17 protein-coding genes and 1 pseudogene are annotated in these 19,915 nt (G+C 59.5%); 1 reads left to right on the top strand and 17 read right to left on the bottom strand.

The features are described from left to right. Window positions 1–15: 15 nt before the first annotated feature. The 10 genes and pseudogenes from NCS28_RS31810 to NCS28_RS31770 form a co-directional block, all read right to left on the bottom strand. Window positions 16–1,035 (bottom strand): ABC transporter ATP-binding protein, encoded by a 1,020-nt coding sequence (locus NCS28_RS31810; RefSeq protein ID WP_250517753.1) that lies wholly within the window; start codon window positions 1,033–1,035, stop codon window positions 16–18. After that, a complete protein-coding gene (locus NCS28_RS31805; protein ID WP_250517752.1) occupies window positions 1,032–2,057 on the bottom strand; it encodes an ABC transporter ATP-binding protein in 1,026 nt (341 codons plus the stop codon). The genes NCS28_RS31810 and NCS28_RS31805 overlap by 4 nt, the downstream gene beginning before the upstream one ends. 2 nt (window positions 2,058–2,059) lie before the next feature. Next, entirely contained in the window at window positions 2,060–2,737 is a 678-nt protein-coding gene (locus tag NCS28_RS31800) for an ABC transporter permease (RefSeq protein ID WP_250517751.1), read from the bottom strand. Window positions 2,738–2,770: 33 nt separating this feature from the next. Further along, window positions 2,771–2,959, bottom strand: a pseudogene (locus NCS28_RS33465) (hypothetical protein); the annotation flags it as partial. Window positions 2,960–3,021: 62 nt separating this feature from the next. Further along, the gene (locus NCS28_RS31795; protein WP_250517750.1) at window positions 3,022–3,936 is read right to left on the bottom strand and encodes an ABC transporter permease; all 915 of its coding nucleotides are present in this window, start codon (window positions 3,934–3,936) and stop codon (window positions 3,022–3,024) included. A 1,738-nt stretch (window positions 3,937–5,674) separates the two neighbouring features. After that, complete coding sequence (locus NCS28_RS31790) at window positions 5,675–6,679, bottom strand: hypothetical protein (protein WP_250517749.1); 1,005 nt, start codon at window positions 6,677–6,679, stop codon at window positions 5,675–5,677. Between the two features lie 7 nt (window positions 6,680–6,686). After that, entirely contained in the window at window positions 6,687–8,351 is a 1,665-nt protein-coding gene (locus tag NCS28_RS31785; protein WP_250517748.1) for an HsdM family class I SAM-dependent methyltransferase, read from the bottom strand. 339 nt (window positions 8,352–8,690) lie between these two features. Next, on the bottom strand, window positions 8,691–9,419 hold the full coding sequence (locus NCS28_RS31780) for a DUF4145 domain-containing protein (RefSeq protein ID WP_250517747.1): 729 nt from the start codon (window positions 9,417–9,419) through the stop codon (window positions 8,691–8,693). A gap of 165 nt (window positions 9,420–9,584) precedes the next feature. Then, the gene (locus NCS28_RS31775; RefSeq protein WP_250517746.1) at window positions 9,585–10,715 is read right to left on the bottom strand and encodes a helix-turn-helix domain-containing protein; all 1,131 of its coding nucleotides are present in this window, start codon (window positions 10,713–10,715) and stop codon (window positions 9,585–9,587) included. Then, window positions 10,712–11,308 (bottom strand): hypothetical protein, encoded by a 597-nt coding sequence (locus NCS28_RS31770; protein WP_250517745.1) that lies wholly within the window; start codon window positions 11,306–11,308, stop codon window positions 10,712–10,714. The genes NCS28_RS31775 and NCS28_RS31770 overlap by 4 nt, the downstream gene beginning before the upstream one ends. A gap of 401 nt (window positions 11,309–11,709) precedes the next feature. Between NCS28_RS31770 and NCS28_RS31765 the strand changes: the two genes are divergently transcribed. Then, window positions 11,710–11,931, top strand: a complete 222-nt coding sequence (locus NCS28_RS31765; RefSeq protein ID WP_250517744.1) for a hypothetical protein — start codon at window positions 11,710–11,712, stop codon at window positions 11,929–11,931. On the opposite strand, the gene ligD is transcribed toward NCS28_RS31765, so the two are convergent. The 7 genes from ligD to NCS28_RS31730 form a co-directional block, all read right to left on the bottom strand. Beyond that, on the bottom strand, window positions 11,928–13,883 hold the full coding sequence (gene ligD / locus NCS28_RS31760; protein ID WP_250517743.1) for a DNA ligase D: 1,956 nt from the start codon (window positions 13,881–13,883) through the stop codon (window positions 11,928–11,930). The genes NCS28_RS31765 and ligD overlap by 4 nt on opposite strands. A 9-nt stretch (window positions 13,884–13,892) precedes the next feature. Then, window positions 13,893–14,165, bottom strand: coding sequence for a hypothetical protein (locus tag NCS28_RS31755; protein WP_250517742.1), 273 nt, complete (start codon window positions 14,163–14,165; stop codon window positions 13,893–13,895). Between the two features lie 178 nt (window positions 14,166–14,343). Beyond that, window positions 14,344–14,670, bottom strand: coding sequence for a hypothetical protein (locus tag NCS28_RS31750; protein WP_250517741.1), 327 nt, complete (start codon window positions 14,668–14,670; stop codon window positions 14,344–14,346). A gap of 88 nt (window positions 14,671–14,758) precedes the next feature. Next, the gene (locus tag NCS28_RS31745) at window positions 14,759–16,819 is read right to left on the bottom strand and encodes a site-specific integrase (protein WP_250517740.1); all 2,061 of its coding nucleotides are present in this window, start codon (window positions 16,817–16,819) and stop codon (window positions 14,759–14,761) included. Beyond that, on the bottom strand, window positions 16,812–17,471 hold the full coding sequence (locus tag NCS28_RS31740; protein ID WP_250517739.1) for a hypothetical protein: 660 nt from the start codon (window positions 17,469–17,471) through the stop codon (window positions 16,812–16,814). The genes NCS28_RS31745 and NCS28_RS31740 overlap by 8 nt, the downstream gene beginning before the upstream one ends. Before the next feature lie 695 nt (window positions 17,472–18,166). Then, on the bottom strand, window positions 18,167–18,433 hold the full coding sequence (locus NCS28_RS31735; protein WP_250517738.1) for a hypothetical protein: 267 nt from the start codon (window positions 18,431–18,433) through the stop codon (window positions 18,167–18,169). 317 nt (window positions 18,434–18,750) lie between these two features. Next, entirely contained in the window at window positions 18,751–19,779 is a 1,029-nt protein-coding gene (locus tag NCS28_RS31730) for a SpoIIE family protein phosphatase (protein WP_250517737.1), read from the bottom strand. Between the last annotated feature and the right edge of the window lie 136 nt (window positions 19,780–19,915).

The raw sequence follows: 19,915 nt of genomic DNA, 5'->3' as shown, positions 1-19,915 counted from the left end.
TCACCATGTAGGTTTTCAAGCCGTCACGACAACGGGACCGGCAGGTTGCGCCAGCGGAAAATGACAGGCCACCTGGTGTCCGTCCTGCTGTTCAGTCAGCACAGGCTCCGCGACACGGCACTTCTCTTGCGCATACATACAGCGGGTGTGGAACCGGCATCCCGCGGGCAGGTTGACCGGACTGGGGATGTCACCGTCCAGGACGATGCGCTTGCGGTCGCGAGCGACCGCAGGATCCGGAATCGGCACCGCGGAAAGGAGCGCTTCGGTATAAGGGTGCCGTGGATGGCGAAAGAGCTGTTCCTTCTTCGCCAGTTCGACAATTTTGCCGAGATACATCACAGCCACTCGGGTGCTGAAGTGCTTGACTGCCGGCAACCCGTGCGAAATAAAGATGTAGGTGAGGTTGAATTCCCTCTGGAGACGCGCCAGCAGGTTGAGTATCTGGGCCTGAATCGACACGTCTAACGCGGAGACCACCTCATCGCACACGATGAGTTTCGGTTGCAGCGCCAATGCGCGCGCAATGCCGATACGCTGTCTCTGCCCGCCGCTGAATTCGTGAGGATATCGGGTGATGAATGACGAGCTGAGGCCCACGTTGTCCATCAACTCGGTCACGCGCCGGCGCAGTTGATCACCCGACAGGATGTTGTGCGAGCGCAATGGCTCCGCGATGAGGTCCATCACGCGCATGCGCGGGTTGAGCGACGAAAAAGGATCTTGAAATATCATCTGAAAATCCTTGCGCCGCTTTCTCAGTTCGCGCACCGAGAGGCTGGCGATGTTTTCGCCCTCAAACAGAATATCGCCTTCTGTCGGCTCGAGGAGCCGCAACATGACATTTCCGGTGGTAGACTTTCCGCAACCCGACTCGCCTACGATACCCAGCGTTTCGCCGCTGAACACCTTGAGATCGATCCCGTCGACTGCCTTCAAATACTTGCGTTCGCCGGAATACCACTTTCCCGATAGATCAAAATGTTTCTTAAGCCCCTTCAATTCCAGCACGGGGATGCCTGGATCAGCGTTCATTCGGCAGAGTCTCCTTTATTGTCATCATGCAGCCAGCACCGCACCTGGTAGGGAGCGCCCAATGTCCGTAAAGCCGGCGCTTCGTTCCTGCACTGGTCGGAAACGTATGGGCATCGGGGACTGAAACGGCACCCCTTAGGCATGTCTACGGGTGTCGGCACCGTGCCTCGAATCGATTGCAGAGAATCACGTATCTCGTGAATCTTCGGCGTGCTGTTCAGTAGCCCCTGGGTGTACGGATGCTTGGGGTCTTTGAACAGGGTATATACATCTCCCTGCTCCACCACCTGTCCCGCGTACATCACGATCACGCGGTCAGCCATTTCCGCTACGACGCCAAGGTCGTGCGTGATCAGAACGATGGTGGTACCAAACTCGCTACGCAGGTCCTGCATCAGCTTGAGTATCTGCGCCTGGATGGTGACATCGAGCGCCGTGGTGGGTTCGTCTGCAATCAGCAGCTTGGGTGCGCATGACAATGCCATGGCTATCATGACGCGCTGACGCATGCCTCCGCTCAGTTCGTGTGGATAGGCAGCATGTACGGCCTCCGGCCGCGGCATCCCAACTTTCCTGAGCATTTCAATGCTCTGCTCCCTGGCTTGCTTCCTGCCTAGATGTTTGTGCAGTCGCAGCGATTCGTCGATCTGGTAACCGCTCGTCAACAAAGGGTTGAGAGATGTCAGCGGTTCCTGGAAAATCATCGAGATTTGATTGCCCTGTATCTCCCGCATTTCATCGGGCGACATGCGCGTGAGATCGTGGCCCTCGAACAGAATTTCACCTTGTGCCACGCGGCCCGGATCACGGACCAGTCCCATCACCGAAAACGCAGTGATGCTTTTGCCGCACCCAGACTCTCCAACGATCGCCACCACTTCGCCGCGATTCAGGGAGAACGACACATCGTCAACGGGGAAGATAGTGCCTTGCGAAGTCCGAAAACAGGTTCTGATATGACGAACGTCGAGCAGCGCTGCTTCTTCATTCGCTGGTGCCAGTGCTTCTGTATCGATCATCATGATTAACGTCCTTGTTGACGTGGGTCGATGACATCGCGCAACCAGTCGCCCAGAAAAATAATTCCAATCGCGGTCACCGTTATCGCCACACCAGGAAATGTGGCGATCCACCAGCTGGTGGACAGGTATGCCTGCCCTTCGCTCAACATATATCCCCAGGAAATCGCCGGGGGCTGTATTCCAAGACCCAGAAAACTAAGTGAGGATTCCGCAATGATGGCTGTACCGACATTGAGCGTCGAAATGACGATCAGCGTCGAAAATACGTTGGGTAGGAGATGACGCAGCATGATTGTGTGATTACGCGTGCCGATGGAATAAGCGGCCCGGACGAAATCGCGTTCCTTCAGGCTCAGCACTTCACCTCGCATGAGTCGGGTATAAGCAACCCATTTTGTACAACCCATCACGAAGATGAGTGTCGTCAGGCTGGGCCCAAATACACCGATGATTACGAGCATGATCAACATCGATGGCAAGGCCAGAAAGGCGTCCGTCACACGCATGATCGCCGTGCCGAACCAGCCGCCATAGAAGCCGGCAATTACCCCCAGTATCGTGCCGATAAATCCCGACACCAATACTGCGCAGATCCCCACCAACAGCGACACGCGCGAACCATAAATAATGCGGCTGAGCACATCGCGTCCGAGGCTGTCTGTTCCTAGAATGTGCTTCATCGTCCCGTCCGGAAGCCACGCAGGCGGTGTTAACATGTCCGTCAGATCGATTCTGGTCGGATCGCAGGGTGCGATCCATGGTGCGAAGATTGCCACCAGAATAATCAGGACGACAACTAATAGGCCCGTCATTCCCGTCTTGCTGTGATATAGGGAATTCAACCACCGAGTCGACCGTCTTCGCTCGCGTCTGGTCAGGTTCCGGGCCGAGTCGGTCACCATATTAGATGGCCCGCCATTCATGGCGCTCCCCTCACTATGATTCATTGCAGTCTCCCCGCTTCTCAGTATTTGATCCGATGATCGACCAGGCGATAGAGCACATCGCCGAGCATGTTCATGAAAATCACGATCAGTGCGATCACAAAGACACCAGCCTGAACAACCGACATATCGCGGGCATTAACGGCCTGGACCAGGAGTTGGCCCACACCCGGATAGGCAAATACCGTTTCGGTGATAAGCGAGCCACCAATCAAGAAGGGCAATTGAACAGTGACAATCGTAATGACCGGATTTAGGCAGTTCTTCAGTGCATGCCGGTAAATGATGGCGAATTTTCCAAGACCCTTGCTGCGTGCCGTGCGGATGTAGTCCTGCCCAAGTGTTTCCAGCATGTTCGAACGCACCAGACGGGAAATTTCCGCAGCCGCTCCGCCACCCAGCGTGATCGCAGGCAGGATCATGTGCCTCAGGCCGCCACTGCCTGATACCGGGAAGATCGGCAGAGTGACCGCAAAAATAAGGATGAGCATCAATCCCAGCCAGAAAGGCGGCATGGCTTTACCGGCAACCGATGCACCGGCGATGAGTACATCGATGGAGCTGTTCTTGCGAACCGCCGACCAGATGCCAAGCGGGATGGAGACCGTCAGCGCGATGGCCATGGCCAGCAGCCCCAACTCGATCGACGCCGGCAGCCTACCCATCACGACCGACATCGCATCGGTGTGGTAGCGGAACGACGTACCGAAGTTTCCGCTGCCAATATGCGTGAGGAAGATCCAGAACTGAACAAGAAACGGGCGATTGAGTCCCAGCGACTCGCGCAGATTGGCGATGTCTGCGGGTGTCGCGGAATCCGGCAACATCAGCGCGACCGGATCCCCCGCCATATAGACCAGTGCAAACACGATCAACGAGATGATCAACAGCACTGGGACGAACTGCAACGCATACCGTAAGAAGTATTTCTTCATGTCGCCACTCTCCGCAGGTTACACAGCCGTACGAAATGCAGGGCTCTCAACCCCGGACGAGCGAATGATAATTTGTTTTTATGATCTGTCTCAAGTAAAAAATAAATACCGGATGTAGAGTGTTTGTCCCCATATACATGCAAGGCGCAACAGCGCCGACGCAGCCGAATGAGCGGCACTCGTCGCGCGACGATCACCTGGCTGCGGCTTTCGCCACGCTCGAGCTGTCGGCCCGAACCCACCGAGAGCGGAGTAGGCAAATGTGCGCCTAGACGCTATCGCTGCGTGCGACCGAACGCTTGCGGCACCACGAGAGCATGGGAAATACCATGTTGATGTTTCGTCCCTCAACAGCAGGTGTGAACCTTCGCCGTTAAGGAGCCAAACCGTTTTCGGCATAAAGGCGCCGGGGACTTTTCGGCGTTTAGGCGCCACAAGTCATGGGCCGTAAGAAGCTGGCGGCTGTGCGGGAGACCGCAACCGAGCGCGCGGGTGGCTTTCTCCGGACAAGGCTCTGCCGGATGACGCGCAGCTTGCTACAGCGTTCAGCCGCAAGGATTTCCTGCCCGCGAGCCGTATCTCGTCGGCCGAACCGTGGCGCGAACAGATTGCCCAGTGGCACGACGCGGGCGTCCCCGGCGCGACGATTCACAGCGCGCTGCTGCGCAACCACGGCTACGAGGGAAGCTACTCATCCGTATATAGGCTACTTCATGAATTGAAGGCGGAGCTCACGCCAGATGTAGCGATGCGGCTGGAGTTCAAACCTGCAGAAGCCGCGCAAGTTGATTTCGGCGCAGGTCCGACCATCACCGATGCACACACCGGCGAGGTCCACAAGACGTGGTTCTTCGTGATGACGTTGTGCTGGTCGCGGCATCAACCATGTCCTGCAACCGCGGCCAAAGTACCTCGATCGGATCCTGATACGCGCGCGTTTCGCTGCGGCCTGCTCGACCGTCTCGGGGACGGTCGCACTTCGTTAAGTAGGATCAACACGACGCGCTACACTGACGGATAAAAGCCCTCCGAACCGGAGAAACGCCTCTCGACCCGACCCGAAAACATGAACCCGTCAAGACCTCTCGCTGCACCGAATGGACTTCGCGGCTTTGCGCACGTAGTTGAGCACCTCGTTCCACGCACGGATCGTTCGACGCCGTCCGACTCGGAGGTAATGACGTCGGCGCAACAAGGCGTTATCTCCCCCGACGCGGCCCGGCATACGACTCGGGCTAGCGTTGCGGCGCGGCCGAACCCGAACTATCGCTGACACGGAGAATGTTCCCCTCGGGCGTGATTTGACGAGGTATATCGTTGAACGTTGGTCGCGAGTGCGGCCGTCCTGCTGCCCTCGGGAACCAACCAGTGGCTGCCGCTCGCACGCCATGCTTGACGTTGCTGCGCGGCAATGCCTTCATACGCGCGTGCCGGCCCGCCAACGACTTATGAGGCTGTGAGTTTACTCCGGGCACGTTGCTGCGCGCCTCGGGCGGATTCCAGACTTCGATGTGGTGCTGGCCTGCCGTCGCGGTCGATGCCAATGCCACCAGAACTGCGCCAAGAAAGACCCGCTTCCCCACGTTCCCTCCCGAATTGTGTCGTTGGTCGGTGGCGCTTTCTGGCAAATCGCCGCTAATATCGCACGCAAAAAAGCGGTCGCGACAACCAGCGACATAAGGAGGAGCGAATCACCATGCCGGTAGCTTGGCATCGCAGGTCACCGTTACGCTAAAAGCTAAGATGGCCTTGGTGAAGCCCGACGGTGCCGCGCATCTCTATGCATATTGACCGGTGTGGCCGCGAGGACTCTTGTGACCATAGCCGCGAGGAAGCGGCTCGGAGCAAGATCGTCAGGTGTGTTGCCTTCCAGAATCGTCACTCTGGGAAGTTGGGCAATTTGTCGATCGGCTTCCGATACCTGCGTCGGCGCGGGCGCGTCCTCCTCTTTCTCCGGCTCCGGTCCAGGCTCCGGCACTCCTACAGGTGGCGGTTCTTCTCCAGTGTCGGGCAGCGCGGCGGCATCTGAATATTCCATCAGAACGAGACACGTCGCGTGGTAGGCGTCGTCTTCACGCCCGAGCTTTGCCAACAGGTCGAACAACCACTCCGCCGTAGCCGGCTCTTTTTGGAGGATGTCGGAGCGAAGTCCGAAGACGAACCCCAACGCAGCCAGCGGATGACGCAGTCGCAGGTTCTTCGCGTCGCCATACGACTCCTCGATGCGATTCGGCGCGTTCTTACCGTACGAGGAGTCCATGCGCTTTGTCGATATCAATAACTCAGGACCGGTGGCCCAATCAGTAATTATGACATCGACCTGCTTGAGATAATTCTTTCCAAGAATCGATGCGCTGGACGCAGTCACGCCCGCGATCGATGCCTGCGTGCTCACGCGATCTGCCAGCGGATCGCGTAGGCTACGAGGCAGCGAAGCGAGCAAGGAAGCCACGGGCGCTGGAAGAATCCGCGGGTGAACTGGTCGCGGCCAAACCTCGTCGTTCGTGAAACCCGCCCTCCGCAACTCATAGCTCAGCCATACGTCGAGCGCGAGAGCCGGTACCCCAGATTGAGTCTCCGCTTTCAGAAAAAGAGGAACGCCTAGCAATTTAGCGAGCGTATCGTAGTCCGGTTCGAAGCACAGTTGCCCTTCATTGTTGATGACCCACGGGTTGCTATGCGTGCCACCGGGCGCTGCGACAGCAACGATGCGATCAAAAACCACCCAGGCTTTCGCTTTCAAAGATTGCTTAACGGCCACTAGCTGACCTCACTGTGCGGCGGTCTGCGAGCTCGGCTCGTGCACGCCGGATATGTTTTATTTGTTGAGCGGTCAAGCCGTCCTTGCCCTCAAAAACGATTTGATCGATTACCTGGACTGCCTCAAGGAGCTTGCCGTGATCTAGCAAGTCAGCGACTTGCTGTTTGACTGTCCGAAACGCATTGGCATGCTTAATTATCGAAGCAGGTGAAGGCATGGCCCAAGAATCCGCCTCCCTCGGCTCGATCTTGAGAATACCTCCTCCATAGGCGCGTCCAACCATCTCAGCATGCAACAGCGTCACGGAGTTTAAGCTGGCGAGTGGCAGGAGCTCCCGTCCCAGTTCTCGATACTGTTTGTCGAAGAAGACGCCATGTACAGAGTTGAGGTGGAGAGCTCCGGCCTCATTTGATGTCAGCCGTGGCGTGTCCGCATTCATGCAAGTCAGCAGCAAGTCTGCAGCAGGAACGAGCGGCACGCGATACCAAGTTTTGCGGACGCGACACTTGTAGGCGGTATCTACGCCGGTCCGGTGACCGTCGGCGATGTATGCGGCAGCTTCCTTCGAGGGAGTATTACCGGGATAAAAGAGCAAGGTCGCCTGGCCTTCGCGCCCGAGTTTGTTCAGCATTGCGGTGGAAAGTGCGAGCCGGCGCAAATGGGAACTTCCGGGTGGGGAAAGCCGAAGCAGCTCTCCGCGTTGCAAGCCCAGCTCCTTCGCGCGCTGGGGAGAGAGCGTGAAGTATTTATTGTTTCCAGTAACGATCCCGAGCGTCGTCTCACCCCAAGTCTGCAGGTTTGTGAAGACGCCGCGCTCAACGAGCTTAGCTAGCGATTCGGTCGCCTTCGGGTCGATCAAGCTACCGGTCCACTTACCCGCCGGATCACTCGGCGTCCACACTTGTCCCTCACCGAGGAGCGCAAGATCTGCCGCGTTCTTCGATTGCCGAATCGTCGCGTGTGAAGCGGGGCCCTCGAGATACCCGTCAGCTAGTAGCAAAACAACGTCGGCCTCGGCTTCGGGAAAGACCTGCTCGTCGAATAGAACAAGCTGTACGTCGCGAAAGCGATCGAAGAGGAATCGGCGCACAGGTGACGCATAGTTCACCGACAGCAATTCAGCGGGAAGGACGAGGCCGAGCCGGCCACCCTGCTTTAAAAACATCGCTGAGTGAATTGTGAATGCGGCCCAGCTAGAAGCGAGACCGGTCAGCGATACACCGCCTCGAAGAGCAGCCTGGCGCGCTCTTACACGCGACTCACCCGAGAAATCCTGATAGCGAATGTACGGAGGGTTTCCGATGACTGCATCGTAAATCGGCTCCGGCTCGACTGTGAAGAAATCACTGTGTCGAATTTTCGCTTTGCCACCGACGTCGCGGACACGCTGCTGAGCCACGCGTGCACTATGAGCATGAATTTCGACGCCTTCAACAGTCGGCCGTGTGTCGACGTGGGGTGCCAACTCGCGAAGTCGGCGCACAGCAGCCACGAGGAACGCAGCATCGCCGGCGGACGGCTCGAGCGTCAGATCGCCTGCGCTGCGAATGGCCCAATCGGCAATGAATTCCGTGATCTCATCCGGCGTGAAAAACGCGCCTCGCTCTTTACGAAGTGCCGGGGTATCGTCAGGATCGATGGAACTCAGTCGCATTACTTGCAGTTCCTCGGCATCAGCGGCTCCGGCGTCACCATACATAAGTGTTGCACCGATTCGCGTGGAGAAGACTTCATTGTCAGATTAATTTCATGTTAGCCAGCGTGAACTGCGCTGCCGCTCTTCTCGGCCGCCAGTAACGACCCTGTCCGTACTTGACGCGACTTGTGCTGCCGAATTTTATCTTGGTTGTGGATTCATCGTCGAGTGCGAAGGTTGACAGCACCTGGCGATGGTAGAGGCACTGGGATACCGTCCACAAGCACGAAGCAATCTTTTGGCAGCAGGCCGATGACGACGAAATCTGGTATCTGAGCGTTCGACAAATGCCCTCGCTTAGGTGCCGCTTGAAGCAGCCGACGACGCGGGTCCGACGATCGCCGCCGTCGAATGGGCAGGAAGGGCAGCGGCGTGCCCAGGGATAACGTAAAGCCCCTTCAACATATGCTCGAGCACCTCAAATCCCGCGATCAACTGTGCCTCCGTATGGGCCGTCCTTTCATGGGCGGCACTGTTGCCCATTCGACGAACGCGATGAAGGATGTCGGCGCCATCTCGAGTAACGTGGCCATGATCCCTTAGAGCGTCAATCTGTTGGATCAACTTGCCGCTGAGCTCCTTTTCCGCGCAGACGGCTTCCACTACAGCTCGAATACCGAGAGCAGCGAGGATGTTGAGCCCAGCACCCAACGCCTTGTGGGCCTCCTCGTAGATCTGCATCACATCTTCGGGTAATTCATCGCTTTCGCGCAGCATGGTGCGCGCTACCGAACGCTCCGGATAGATCATCTCGACTTCAGGATGAAACGGGTTACCCGCGCGATCGTGATCCACGTCCTCCGAGCAACTTTCGCCCTTACGAAAGCTGATGATGCCGCACCCTCCGCATTGAACAATTTGGTGGCGCGTCCAAACGGAGACACAGTGTTCGCCGTCGTCATCGGTGAACGATGACGCAACTTGCGTCAGCACGGTATGTCGAGTCTTGCTGGAGCAAGTCGAGCACGGAAGAAAGTGAAAGGCCCCGTCCGGCTGGGAAACGTTGATCGTATTGGGAAAGGACATAGCGGAGCGTCGATTGGTAGCTGGGCGGAAATTGAGGGCGATCACTAGGCTGAACGCCCGTCCTATAAGGGCTTCATGTTTCACAACACAAGGGAGCGTGCGCCCTCTTCGCAGGCAGAGGACGCACAGTCGGCAGCGTGATCGCGATAGGGGCGTCTTTCTGTTCTAGGACGCGACATTCGCCCGCGCGGAGCGGAACTGCGCGAGCGAGACGACACCTTCTGCGTTACGGTGAGCCTGCACGGTCAGGGGCGCAACCTCCATCAAAAGCTGGGGCGTGATCTGCGCGATTGCAGCTATCTCGTTGACCGTACAGCCAAGCTTTTCACGAAGAACGTCCAGCGCATTCGCTAGCAACTCTGGTCTTTCGTGCGTGATCGATGCGTCCTCGACCTCGGTGTGTCGTTCACCCTTCGCATACAGATGACCGATCAACGCTCGTTTATAGTGTTGCTCGCTGAGAATGCCGAGCTGCCGCGCACGGTAGAGCATCGCCGCTTTGCTCACACGCCAGCGATACTTCAGCTCGGACAGTGCGATCCAGTTGATCTGCGTGCCACCGCGCAGGGCTGGAAACTCCTTGACGAAAGAACTTCGCGGCATGAGGAAGGCGCCAGCGAATCTGTTGGCCTCTGCCTCGGTAGCCTTATCGCCCGTCTTTTTCCCAACGTGCCCAACGAAATGCCCCAATTCATGCGCGTGCCCGAAGCGGACACGGCATGCAGACGTGTCACTCCGGCTGCTGACGACGATAGGGCGTGAGGAGGCAATGGAAAGAGCATCGATTTCGCGCGCGGTACTCTCAAACGCGGTCACAACCGCGCCAGCGTTCTCCAGCACGCGAACCATATTGCCGATCGGACCTAATCCCAATCCCCAATGGGCGCGGCAACGCTCCGCAGCACGCTCCGCCGCCTCAGGTGAATCGATCGAATATTCAGGAAAGTCGAGCTTGGGCAGCTTCAGCTTTGCGTCGATCACAGCGACGAAGCGTCGAAAGATCTCGCCCTTGGCGATGACGGTCGCCCTGTCCGTTGCCTTTGCTCCGAGCAGTCCTCGAAAGTGGAACGCCTCCTCACTCAGAGCCTGCGGAGCACCTGGATAAAAAAACTCACGATGAACCCGCAAGGCGGAGGCGAGCGCATCGACGAGCTCGTCCGTCGGATTAGCCATGCCCGACTCAATGCGCTGAATGAATTGCTTCGACTTGCCAACGGCGTCGCCGACGTCGGCAAGCGATAAACATTGGGCGCATCGGACGAGGCGCAGATTGGCCGCGTCAAATCCTGCTGTCATTTCGTACCAGTGTCGGATACGTCCGCATCGTCCGCTTCGCTCGCCGGCAGTTCGACACGAGCAGCGTCTTGATGAACTTCGGGCGCGAGTTCTTCGTCAGTCGACCGGAGCACACGCACATTGCCGTAGCGCCATTCGCATACGGCTTCCTGCTGGGCATTGAATCCGATGAAGTAGATCTCCAATTCATCGGTATCGCTCACCGGCCGCTCGACGATGAACCGGAAAATCACCGGCTCCATGTCATTCGAAGCAAACAGGCGATCCGTGTCGTTACGGCGCCAAAAGCCTTTCTTAGCAGGCTTGTCGTGTTCATCACGGAAGACTCGGAAAGGAATGCCCCCTATCTCAAGCGTGAAGTCCATCGCAGAATTCACGAGCTTCAGCCAAGGCAACTCATCAGACATTCCTAGTCGGATAAAGCGCTGACGAGCACGACTGAAGAATAGTGAACCTCGACCGTAGCTGCAGTCGTCGTCAGTTATCAACATCGATTCGACACCGTAGAAGATCTCCTTGAGGTGGCTCGCAAGCAGATTCAAGCGCTCCTCAGAGAGGTTCGAGTTGAACTTCCACGGCAGGATCATCGACATAGGCTTATTTTCGGTTTATGACAAAATCGTCAACCGGAATTTTGTCGGAAAATAGCAGTTTCGTCAACCATAAAGATTTTCCAGAACGGCGCGGCTCGGTGGCTTCATTCCTGTTTTGGGCTCGGTTACCCGCTTCGTTACGAGAAGCCGTTGTGAGAATCAGTCCGGCCAGGGACGAGGGTCACTTCGACTATGAATGGTCGCGGCGGCTCGTCGAGAAGATCGATCGATTTGGAGAGGTTCTTCGCTCAATTCACAATCTGCGCGACGGCGGGTCCCGTCAAGCACCATCTTCCTGATCGGCTCGACCGCGCCGTCAAGCGTGTGCAGTTCATAAAATGACGTTTGTCTAGAGGTACGTGGCTTGCTTGACGCCTCTTGTTCATTCCTAGGAGGCGATGATGGCTGGTGATAACTCATATAAGCCGGGCGAGATCGTGAAGGTCTCGGGTATCTACTCGGTGGTGCATGAAGACGGCAAAGGCACCTTCGAAGTCACGTGCGTTGAAGGCGAGCACTTCCCGCCTACCCGAAGCGGAAAAGGTGCGCATTACGAGCTGAAGTACGGTGCAACCCACTCTCATAAGCACGGGGAGTTGAAGGGAACTGAAGCAAAAGGCTAACGTTTCATACCCACGGCACGGCGCATCGCGACGGTGATTCCCTGTCGGGTGCGCCAGTAGCCTTCCCACGGGTCCGCACGAAGCGACCGTTGACGTTGGACGGCTTCCGCCATCGTCCGCTGGTCGCCGCTCTTCACGTCTTTCAACTCATCCCACGCAATCGGCATCGAGACGGCCAAACCTGGCCGTGCGCGCACCGAGAACGCCGTGACCGTGCTCGCGCTGCGCCCGTTTCTCAAATAGTCGATAAAGATCTTCCCCACGCGATTCTTCGGACCGAGCACGGCGGAGAATCGCTGCGGCACGACTCTCGTCATGTGTTGCGCGACCGCCTGGGAGAATGCCTCCACTTCTTCCCAGCCTGGTTGACGTGTCAGCGGCACGACAATGTGAAAGCCCTTGCCACCGCTCGTCTTCACGAACGAGCGCAGGCCTATCTCGTCGAGGACGACTTTAACGAGTGTCGCGGCCTCCAACATTGCCGACCACGGAAGTGCGGAGTCCGGGTCGAGATCGAAGATGACGCGGTCGGGGTGTGCCAAGTCTGGCGCGACACCGTTCCATGAATGAATCTCGACCACGCTCATCTGCGCGAGTCCGACCAGCGCCTCGGGCGTGTTGGCAACGAGCAACGGTGCATGGTTCGGATACACCGCAGTGGGGAGTTCCTCGACGCCAGGAATCCTGGCCCGCTCGCTGTGCTTCTGGAAAAACTGTTCGCCCTTGATGCCGTCGGGCGCGCGCAACAATGCCAACGGCCTGCAATGCAGGTAGGGCAATGCCCACTCTGCGATGGCATCGTAATACCGCGCGATGTCGAGCTTTGTCAGACGCGTCGAATCGTCCATGACCCGCTGCGGATTGGAAACCTTGATGTCGCAGATGAACACAGTCCCGCGTGGGCCGGGCCTTTCGCGCGTCGAACCGACCATGCCAGAGGCCGGATCGTCAATCACCTTTTCTTCCGTGACCGCGCTCGCCGGTTTGTCTTCGCGGATTGCCTGGAAGACTGGATGGCGCACCTCACCCGAGGGAGTCCACTCGAGAAACGACACCTCGGCCACGATGTCGGGCTTCAGCCAGTAGAACTCGCGGTCGCGTTCGGGCGCTGGAGCGTTATAGAAAGGAGACTCTGCCTGCTTCAATGCCGCGGTGCGCCTGGCGAACGATGCGCTGCGGGTCGACGAGAGGTGCGGTGCGACGTGCCCTGCATATCGGAGCGAGCCGTCTTTTTCATACACGCCGAGGAGAAGCGCGCGAACGCCCAATTTCGCACCTCTGACGCGGGTGAACCCGCCAACGACGAACTCCTGTCGCAAGTTGCATTTGAGCTTGATCCAGTCAGTCGACCTGCCTGAGCGATACGGGGCATCCGCCCGCTTGCCGATGATGCCTTCGAGTTGCATCTTGCACGCGGAGGCGACCAGCGACCCGGGATCCTCCGCGAAGTCATCGGAGAAGCGGATGAGCGGCCCCTCGATTTCGCTCGTGAGTTCGCGCAGAAGCGCGCGCCGTTCACGAAGCGCTCGCTCACGGAGGTCGGCGCCATTCAGCCACAGTAGATCGAAGACGAAGAGAACGATGTCTGATGTGCTGCGACGGTCGAAGGCGTTTTGCAACGAATTGAAATCCGGCCTGCCAGCGGCATCCAGTACGACCGCTTCGCCGTCTATCCAGGCGCTGTCGACCGGCACGGCTTCCAGGGCTGCGCGCAGGCGCGGCATCCTGGAAGTCCAGTCGTGCCCATTACGCGTGATCAGCTTGACGGCACCGTCGTCGATTCGCGCGAGCATCCGGTAGCCATCGAACTTGATTTCGTAGGACCAGTCGCCGTTCGTCGGATGGCGTTCGACCAGCGTGGCCAGTTGCGGCTCAATCAAGAGGGGCATCTCGCCCGGTGCTGTCTTCGGCGTCGGAATTCGCACGGTCCGCGAACCGCTCCAGCGACCCATGGCACTCGCCTACTGTCGGGTAGGCGACGCGTCGTCTTCATCGTCCTGTGAAAGTTCGATTGGCGGACGCAACGGCTGCGTCGTGTCGATTCCCGCCGCCTGAAGCACAGCGTCGATGCGTTCCAGTTCATGCCTGAAATTCAGTGGCCAGGGCGACGCATATTCATCGTCTCCAATGACGGTCATGCCGTGATGGATCGTCAGTGCGTACCGCGCCAGCAGCAGCGCATCGACAAATTGAGCTTCGCGCTCGGCCTGCTTGAGGAATGCAGTGGTTCTCATGGGGACGCCCTCCGGACCAAAGCGATGCAAACGGCGCGCCCGGTGCGTACACGTTGCGGCCATGAGACAGCGAACTTGCAAACGACCTCTGCGGGTTTATACTGATTCCCGTCTCCTCCATGTCTCAACCGATGTGGCTTCAGCCCGCCGATATGAGCGGGCTTTTTCTTTTTAGCCGTCAGCGTGTGAATCGTCCTGTTGCGACTTTCCACGCTTGGAGGTCGTTGTCATCGATCCAGCTCGCCGCGAGTTCACACGCGGCTTGCGCAGCGGCGCTCACGACCTCACCGCGTTTAACGGTGATATCCACGTGGGTGCTCCCGTCCTCAGCGGCAACAACACCGTCGCTGGGACGCGAAAACGAGATCCCCGTCTCGACCAGCAACTTGATCAGGTCGTCGCGCGAATTCAGCGGATCGAACTGATCGAGGTTCACCGCGACCACGCGATCCACATCGGAGAACGCGGCCAATCCGGCGCGCAGATTGATTTCCTTGTCCGTCATCGTGTTTTTCCTGTGTTCCGGCGCGCAAGTGCACGAGAAGGCGCCGGGAAGATTAGTTTTGTCAGAGACGCGTGCAGCAGCGGTCCTCTCATCGCCCCGTCTTGTGCGCGGCGCCGGCATAGTAGCGAGCCACCTCTTCGACCACGCGCTGCTTTTCGGCCTGGACATAGAGCGTCGTCGTTTGCAGCGAGGCATGCCCCAAGACCTTCTGCACGACGTCGACCGGGACATCATCGGCAACCGAATGGGACGCGAAAGTATGTCGCAGGGCGTGCGCGTTTGCCTGTCCGAGCTGCCGCCGCTCATCGAGGCTCAAGTTGTCCATCGTCTCAACCAGTTCGGTGACCATTCGACTAATCAGCCGGTTCAGTCCATCCGCGGTGTAGCCCGCCTCATTCGCAGAGTCACCGTCACCGCCCTGCCCCGCTCGGTGTCGCCGGCGTGACGCGTCGGTCCACGGAATGACAATGGGGCCAAGCAGCGGCCCGCTCTGTTTGCCTTCTTCGGTCGCGCCGTCGAAATCTTTAGCCCGATCGTCTTTAACCCGGTCGGACCAGTGCGCGCGCAGCGCCTTCAGCGTCGCGGCGCTCACCGGCACCGTGCGTTCGCGCTGACCCTTGCCAACGATGGTCAGTTCCCACACCGGCCGCTCGAGCGTCCCGTACGATGAAGGGCGCAGATGTTCGCGCCGGGCACTCGCGGCTTCCTCGCGACGCAGACCCGAATCGCCCATCAACAAAATCGCTGCGCGTACCGCGCGCCACTGCACGCCGTTGCGGCACTCGCGCCACTGTACGCCGGACGCTGATTCGCGGCCCTGCACGCCCCCCGCTTCGGCCGACCGCGCATCGAGTTCTCCGCGGACCTTGCGCCACAGCTCGGCCGGTAAGGCGCGCTCGATTTTGATCGCCCGCTCCCGCTTGATCACCACTGGATCGTTGACGGCTTTCCATGGATTGCCGGCGAGATAGCGCACATCGACCCACCACGAGAACGCCGAACGCAGCGCCCGGACCGCGTAACGCTGGGAATCGGGTGACAGCGCGGCCGAGCCGCTCGCATTGGAGGTGGACGAGGCGAAGGGTCGCCAGCGCGGCGAGTGCCGCGCGAAGCGTTCGCCGACGAAGCGCGGGTCGGGATGCTTCAGGAAGTCCTTGTAAGCCTCGCAGTCGTCGACCCGCAAATCACTGAGCGCCTTGCCTCTCAGCACGACTGCCCACAACAGGAAGCGCTCGAGCTCCTTGGTGTACGCCCGCAGCGTTTTGGGTTGATCGCGATAGCGGTTCAGATACGCCCGCACCGCCTCGAGATCGTGGTTCGCCTGGATATAGCAAAAGGCGGCCGAGCGGTTTTCGCCGTGGGCGCCGGACAGCGCGTGCGGCACGGCCAGGCGCTCGAGCGGCGCCAGGGTCAGTCGGTCGGTGAGCCGATTCTCCGAATCCGAGCCGCCGCTTGAACCACTCGCCAGGCCACTTTGCGTCACCTTTGCGAGCGGCACGACTTCGACGAGCTCGGCCGCGACCAGCGGCACGCCTGCCTGGTCGGTGGAGTCGACATCGGCATCGACGCGCAATTTCAGATGGGCTTCGTGGCGTCGCAACCAACTGACGACAGCCCGCGCCCGCCCCGGACCGATGCGCGGAATCGAGCGCCACCAGCTGCCGCCGCGCCGGTTGCAGAAAGCCACCAACTCGCCGAGCGTCTGAATGCCCTCGCCCTTCAGCCGGTGCGCCACGCGCGGACGCAGCCAGGCACTGATCGCGTGATCGGCCTGCGGCGGCAGCGCGGCGAGCTGCGCCGCCTCGATGACCATGCGAAACGTCACCGCGGTGAGCAACGGCCGCCCGTGCTGGCGGATCGAGGCGCGCAGGTGCTCGGCCAGTGCGCTCGAGCCGTGCGCGAGCGCGAGCGCCACCAGCGCATCGAGCATCGCGTTCAGGTGCCGCTCCATCGAACCGGGCGTCGCCGCGTGCGGATCCTCGTCGGGGTTGTAGTAGGTCCGCGCGATCACCGCCGGCGCGATGCGCTGCACGTAGGCGCGCAGCGCCGTGAAGTCCTTGGTCGTGAAGCCGCGCTCGAGGGTCAGCTTCTCGGGGGTGAGCTTCTCGGCGGTGAGCTTTTCCGGGGGCGGCGAGATGTGCTCAGGCATCGCCTCGCTCCTCGCCTGGCTCTTCATCGTCGCCTCGATTCGGCGCGTCATCCTCGTCGTCGCCGACCGTTCCGCCTCTTGGACCCTTCGCTGACGGCGGCGCCGGTGCGCGCAGCGTGGGTAGCCCAAGCCCGGCGAGCGCCTCGCTCGCCTGCGCCATGAACACTTCGGGCCAGGTCGCGCAGAGAAATTCAAACGACGTGCGGGCGTCGCGCACCCGTTCGGCCAAACGCGAATTTTCAGCGGCGTAGGCGCTGACATCAAAGTGAGTCGTCGGGCGCGCGCCATACATCACCCGCTGCACCAATTTCACGGCGCCATGGTCCGCGATGAAGTCGATCACCGGCAGCAAGCGCGACGCCGAACTGAGCGCGGTCCCATAGGTTTCGGCCAATGCGATCACCACCGCCAGTTCGACGCGGGACGGTTTAATGGGCAGCAGCGGCACCGCATCGCCGTGCGCGGTGAGCCACGCGGCGGCCGCGCGGCGCTTGAGCGTGATCGCCGCGTCGACGTCAAGCACCACGCGCGCAATGGCCGCAGTGGGCGCCTCGTTGGTCCAGCGCTCGAAATCGTTCGATGCGTCGTGCGACGTGTCGCGATGGCCGTCATCGTCGTGATCAGCCGGAAAGTCGTCTGCGCCTTGTCCCACGGGCCCCTGCCCTCTGTTGTAAATGGTAATTCGAGGATTTTACCCTTGAAACGCTATCCCGATAATTGACATTATTAGGCTTACTAATCAATCTACGAAGCGGATTATCTCCCTGGCCCTGACCAGAGATCGCTACAAGCACGTCTCCATACACGACACAACAACCTCATCTTCTTCGTCGCTGATAGATCACTATTGCACCCGCAGATGTGCCGCTCGCGTCGGTCAACGCGGCCTCAACGACGAATGCGTTCGTGCAGATTGACAAACTTCACTTACTTCAGGCACTTAGCGAGTTACTAGAAAGTTGCCCACATGCTTGTCAACGGAATCTGTGGATAAGTCCGTCGAAGTTTCCGTCTCGAATCGCTGCGAAGGCGGGATTCAGCGAACAGGAGACGGTCGAAGTCTGATCGCCGCGCGACGTAGACGTTAGCGTTGGTAGCCTAGCCCGCGGCGGAGGTTCACACATGTCTGCGTCGGATCAGCGAGCAACAATTGTATCCCGGTCATTCCGGGGCTCCTTCGAGTTTTACAGTGTACGACGCGGCTCAGCGTTTGGCGGACATGGGTCGATCCAAAAAGACGTCGACGCCCTCGCAACCAGCGTCGCGTTGCTGCCGGTGATTGCCCGCATCTGAATGCCAGGATCCTGTTGTAGAGGTCCGGCGGCCGTCTGGCCGGAAAATCGCGCGTCATGCTATCGACAAGAAAGGCGGCGATTCGGTCGATCCGCTCCCGATATCAGCGGTGCCGGTCTTCCCTTCTTGCTGCCATAGAACGAAGGCGCGCGCCCGGAGAGTCTGCTCCAGCAAGGCCTGCGTTACCCGATCGGGCTGGAAGAACCTCGCCGTTGCAAGCGCGCCTATGCGCGCCCCGGATGTATTGGCAAGCTGGAGCAGATCCTCCGTACCGAATTCGGCCAGTGCGGCTGTCTCGGCGCTCAGCCGCGGCATCGCCATGCCAACGAAGCGACCAAACGTCGACCGTGTAGGGCAAGTCGTCCGTTGCCTTGGCTTTGCTTATGCCGTGCGCCCCGTCCGCGCGTGCATGATGTCGCTTGAGCGCCGAACGCGTGCCGGGAATCCATGTCGGTGCGATCATGGGCCCGAGTGCCGCGGCGGCGTTGAAGTCGTGGCCTCGTTCCCGCCGGTGCGCGCGCAACGCGTCGATGGTCGCACGGCTGACGGGCGCTGTGCGTTGCTTCCCACGCTTCCACCGGAAACACTCAGTGGTTCGCAATATCGACGAACTGAATTATGGACTGAGATACAACGATTCAACGAACATGATTCGCGCGCGCAACGAAGACCGTAACATCGTCGTGACCGCGTGCGTAGTCGCGGTACAGCACCGCTGCAACGAGCGCTGGGTGACGGACGGCCAGCACCGGATAGCGCGACAGATCCCAGCGAGACATCAGCCCGTCCGAGTGCAACACGATGAGCGCCCCTTTCGCACAGGGCACCTCAAACTGCTGGACCCGACGATACGCGTGTCCGATCACGCCGTCATGCGAGGCGAGGTGCTTGTGCGACGTTTCTGCCCACACGCTCGCTGCAAGATTCCCGATGCCCGCAAACTTGACCTGCGACTCTTCCTGCACGCATATCGGAAACCTCGCCACCCCCACCGCTGCGCCAACCGTTGAGCGCAGCGCGTGGTGAGCGCGATCCAAGATGCTTTCGAGCGGTGCTCCGCCGCAGTCCTCTAGTATCTTCACCGCCTCGGTCGCTGCGCGATTGGCCATTGGTCCGTGACCGAGGCCGTCCGCAACGAGCACAGTGAAATTGTCTTCATCGGCGTAGCATGACCACGCATCGCCGCTGACGAACTCGCCGCGCAATGGGAGATTGACAACGCCGTAAAGTACGCGCGCATCCGTTACGCGCGTTTCCTCCGTACGCGTTGGCCGATTCCATGAAACGAAGCGCAGGACGGAGCCATGCCCCGGCGCGGTCCAGACGTCGAGTTCGTCCGACCACCGCTTCAGTTGGGATAGATAGGCCTGAATGTCGGCTACGCCCGGTCCGCTATCGATGGATAACACTTCAACGCCGTAGTGCAGTGCACCCGGCGCTTTCGTTTCTGCGAGAGGACGCACCAGCAGTTCTCCATGCGCCTCACTCGTCAGTAAATGAGCTGCGCACTCGGTCACGAGCCGTGCAAGTTTTCCGAGCTCTGTCTCGCTAAAGCCGAGACCCCGTGCGAGGTCGCAAATTGAGCGGCACGCCAAGCCGGAGTGAGTCGCTTCCGCGATTTCGTAGCGCTGCTGGATGGCCATCAGTTCAACTTCGGGCATTCTCATTGGGGCCCCTGAAACGCGTCTTCGGTGACGGCTGTTGCAAAGGGTAGGCGAAAACGCCATCGCACCGATGTTCTGCCTGCGTCCACGTCAGCGTGGGCGAAGTGGGACCCGGAAGGGTCGAACGCTTCGAGGAAAA

This window comes from Caballeronia sp. INDeC2, assembly GCF_023631325.1.
In the GTDB taxonomy this organism is placed as follows: Bacteria; Pseudomonadota; Gammaproteobacteria; order Burkholderiales; family Burkholderiaceae; genus Caballeronia.
Note: the sequence above shows the minus strand (reverse complement) of the source record. Positions and strands in the feature narration are given on the sequence as shown.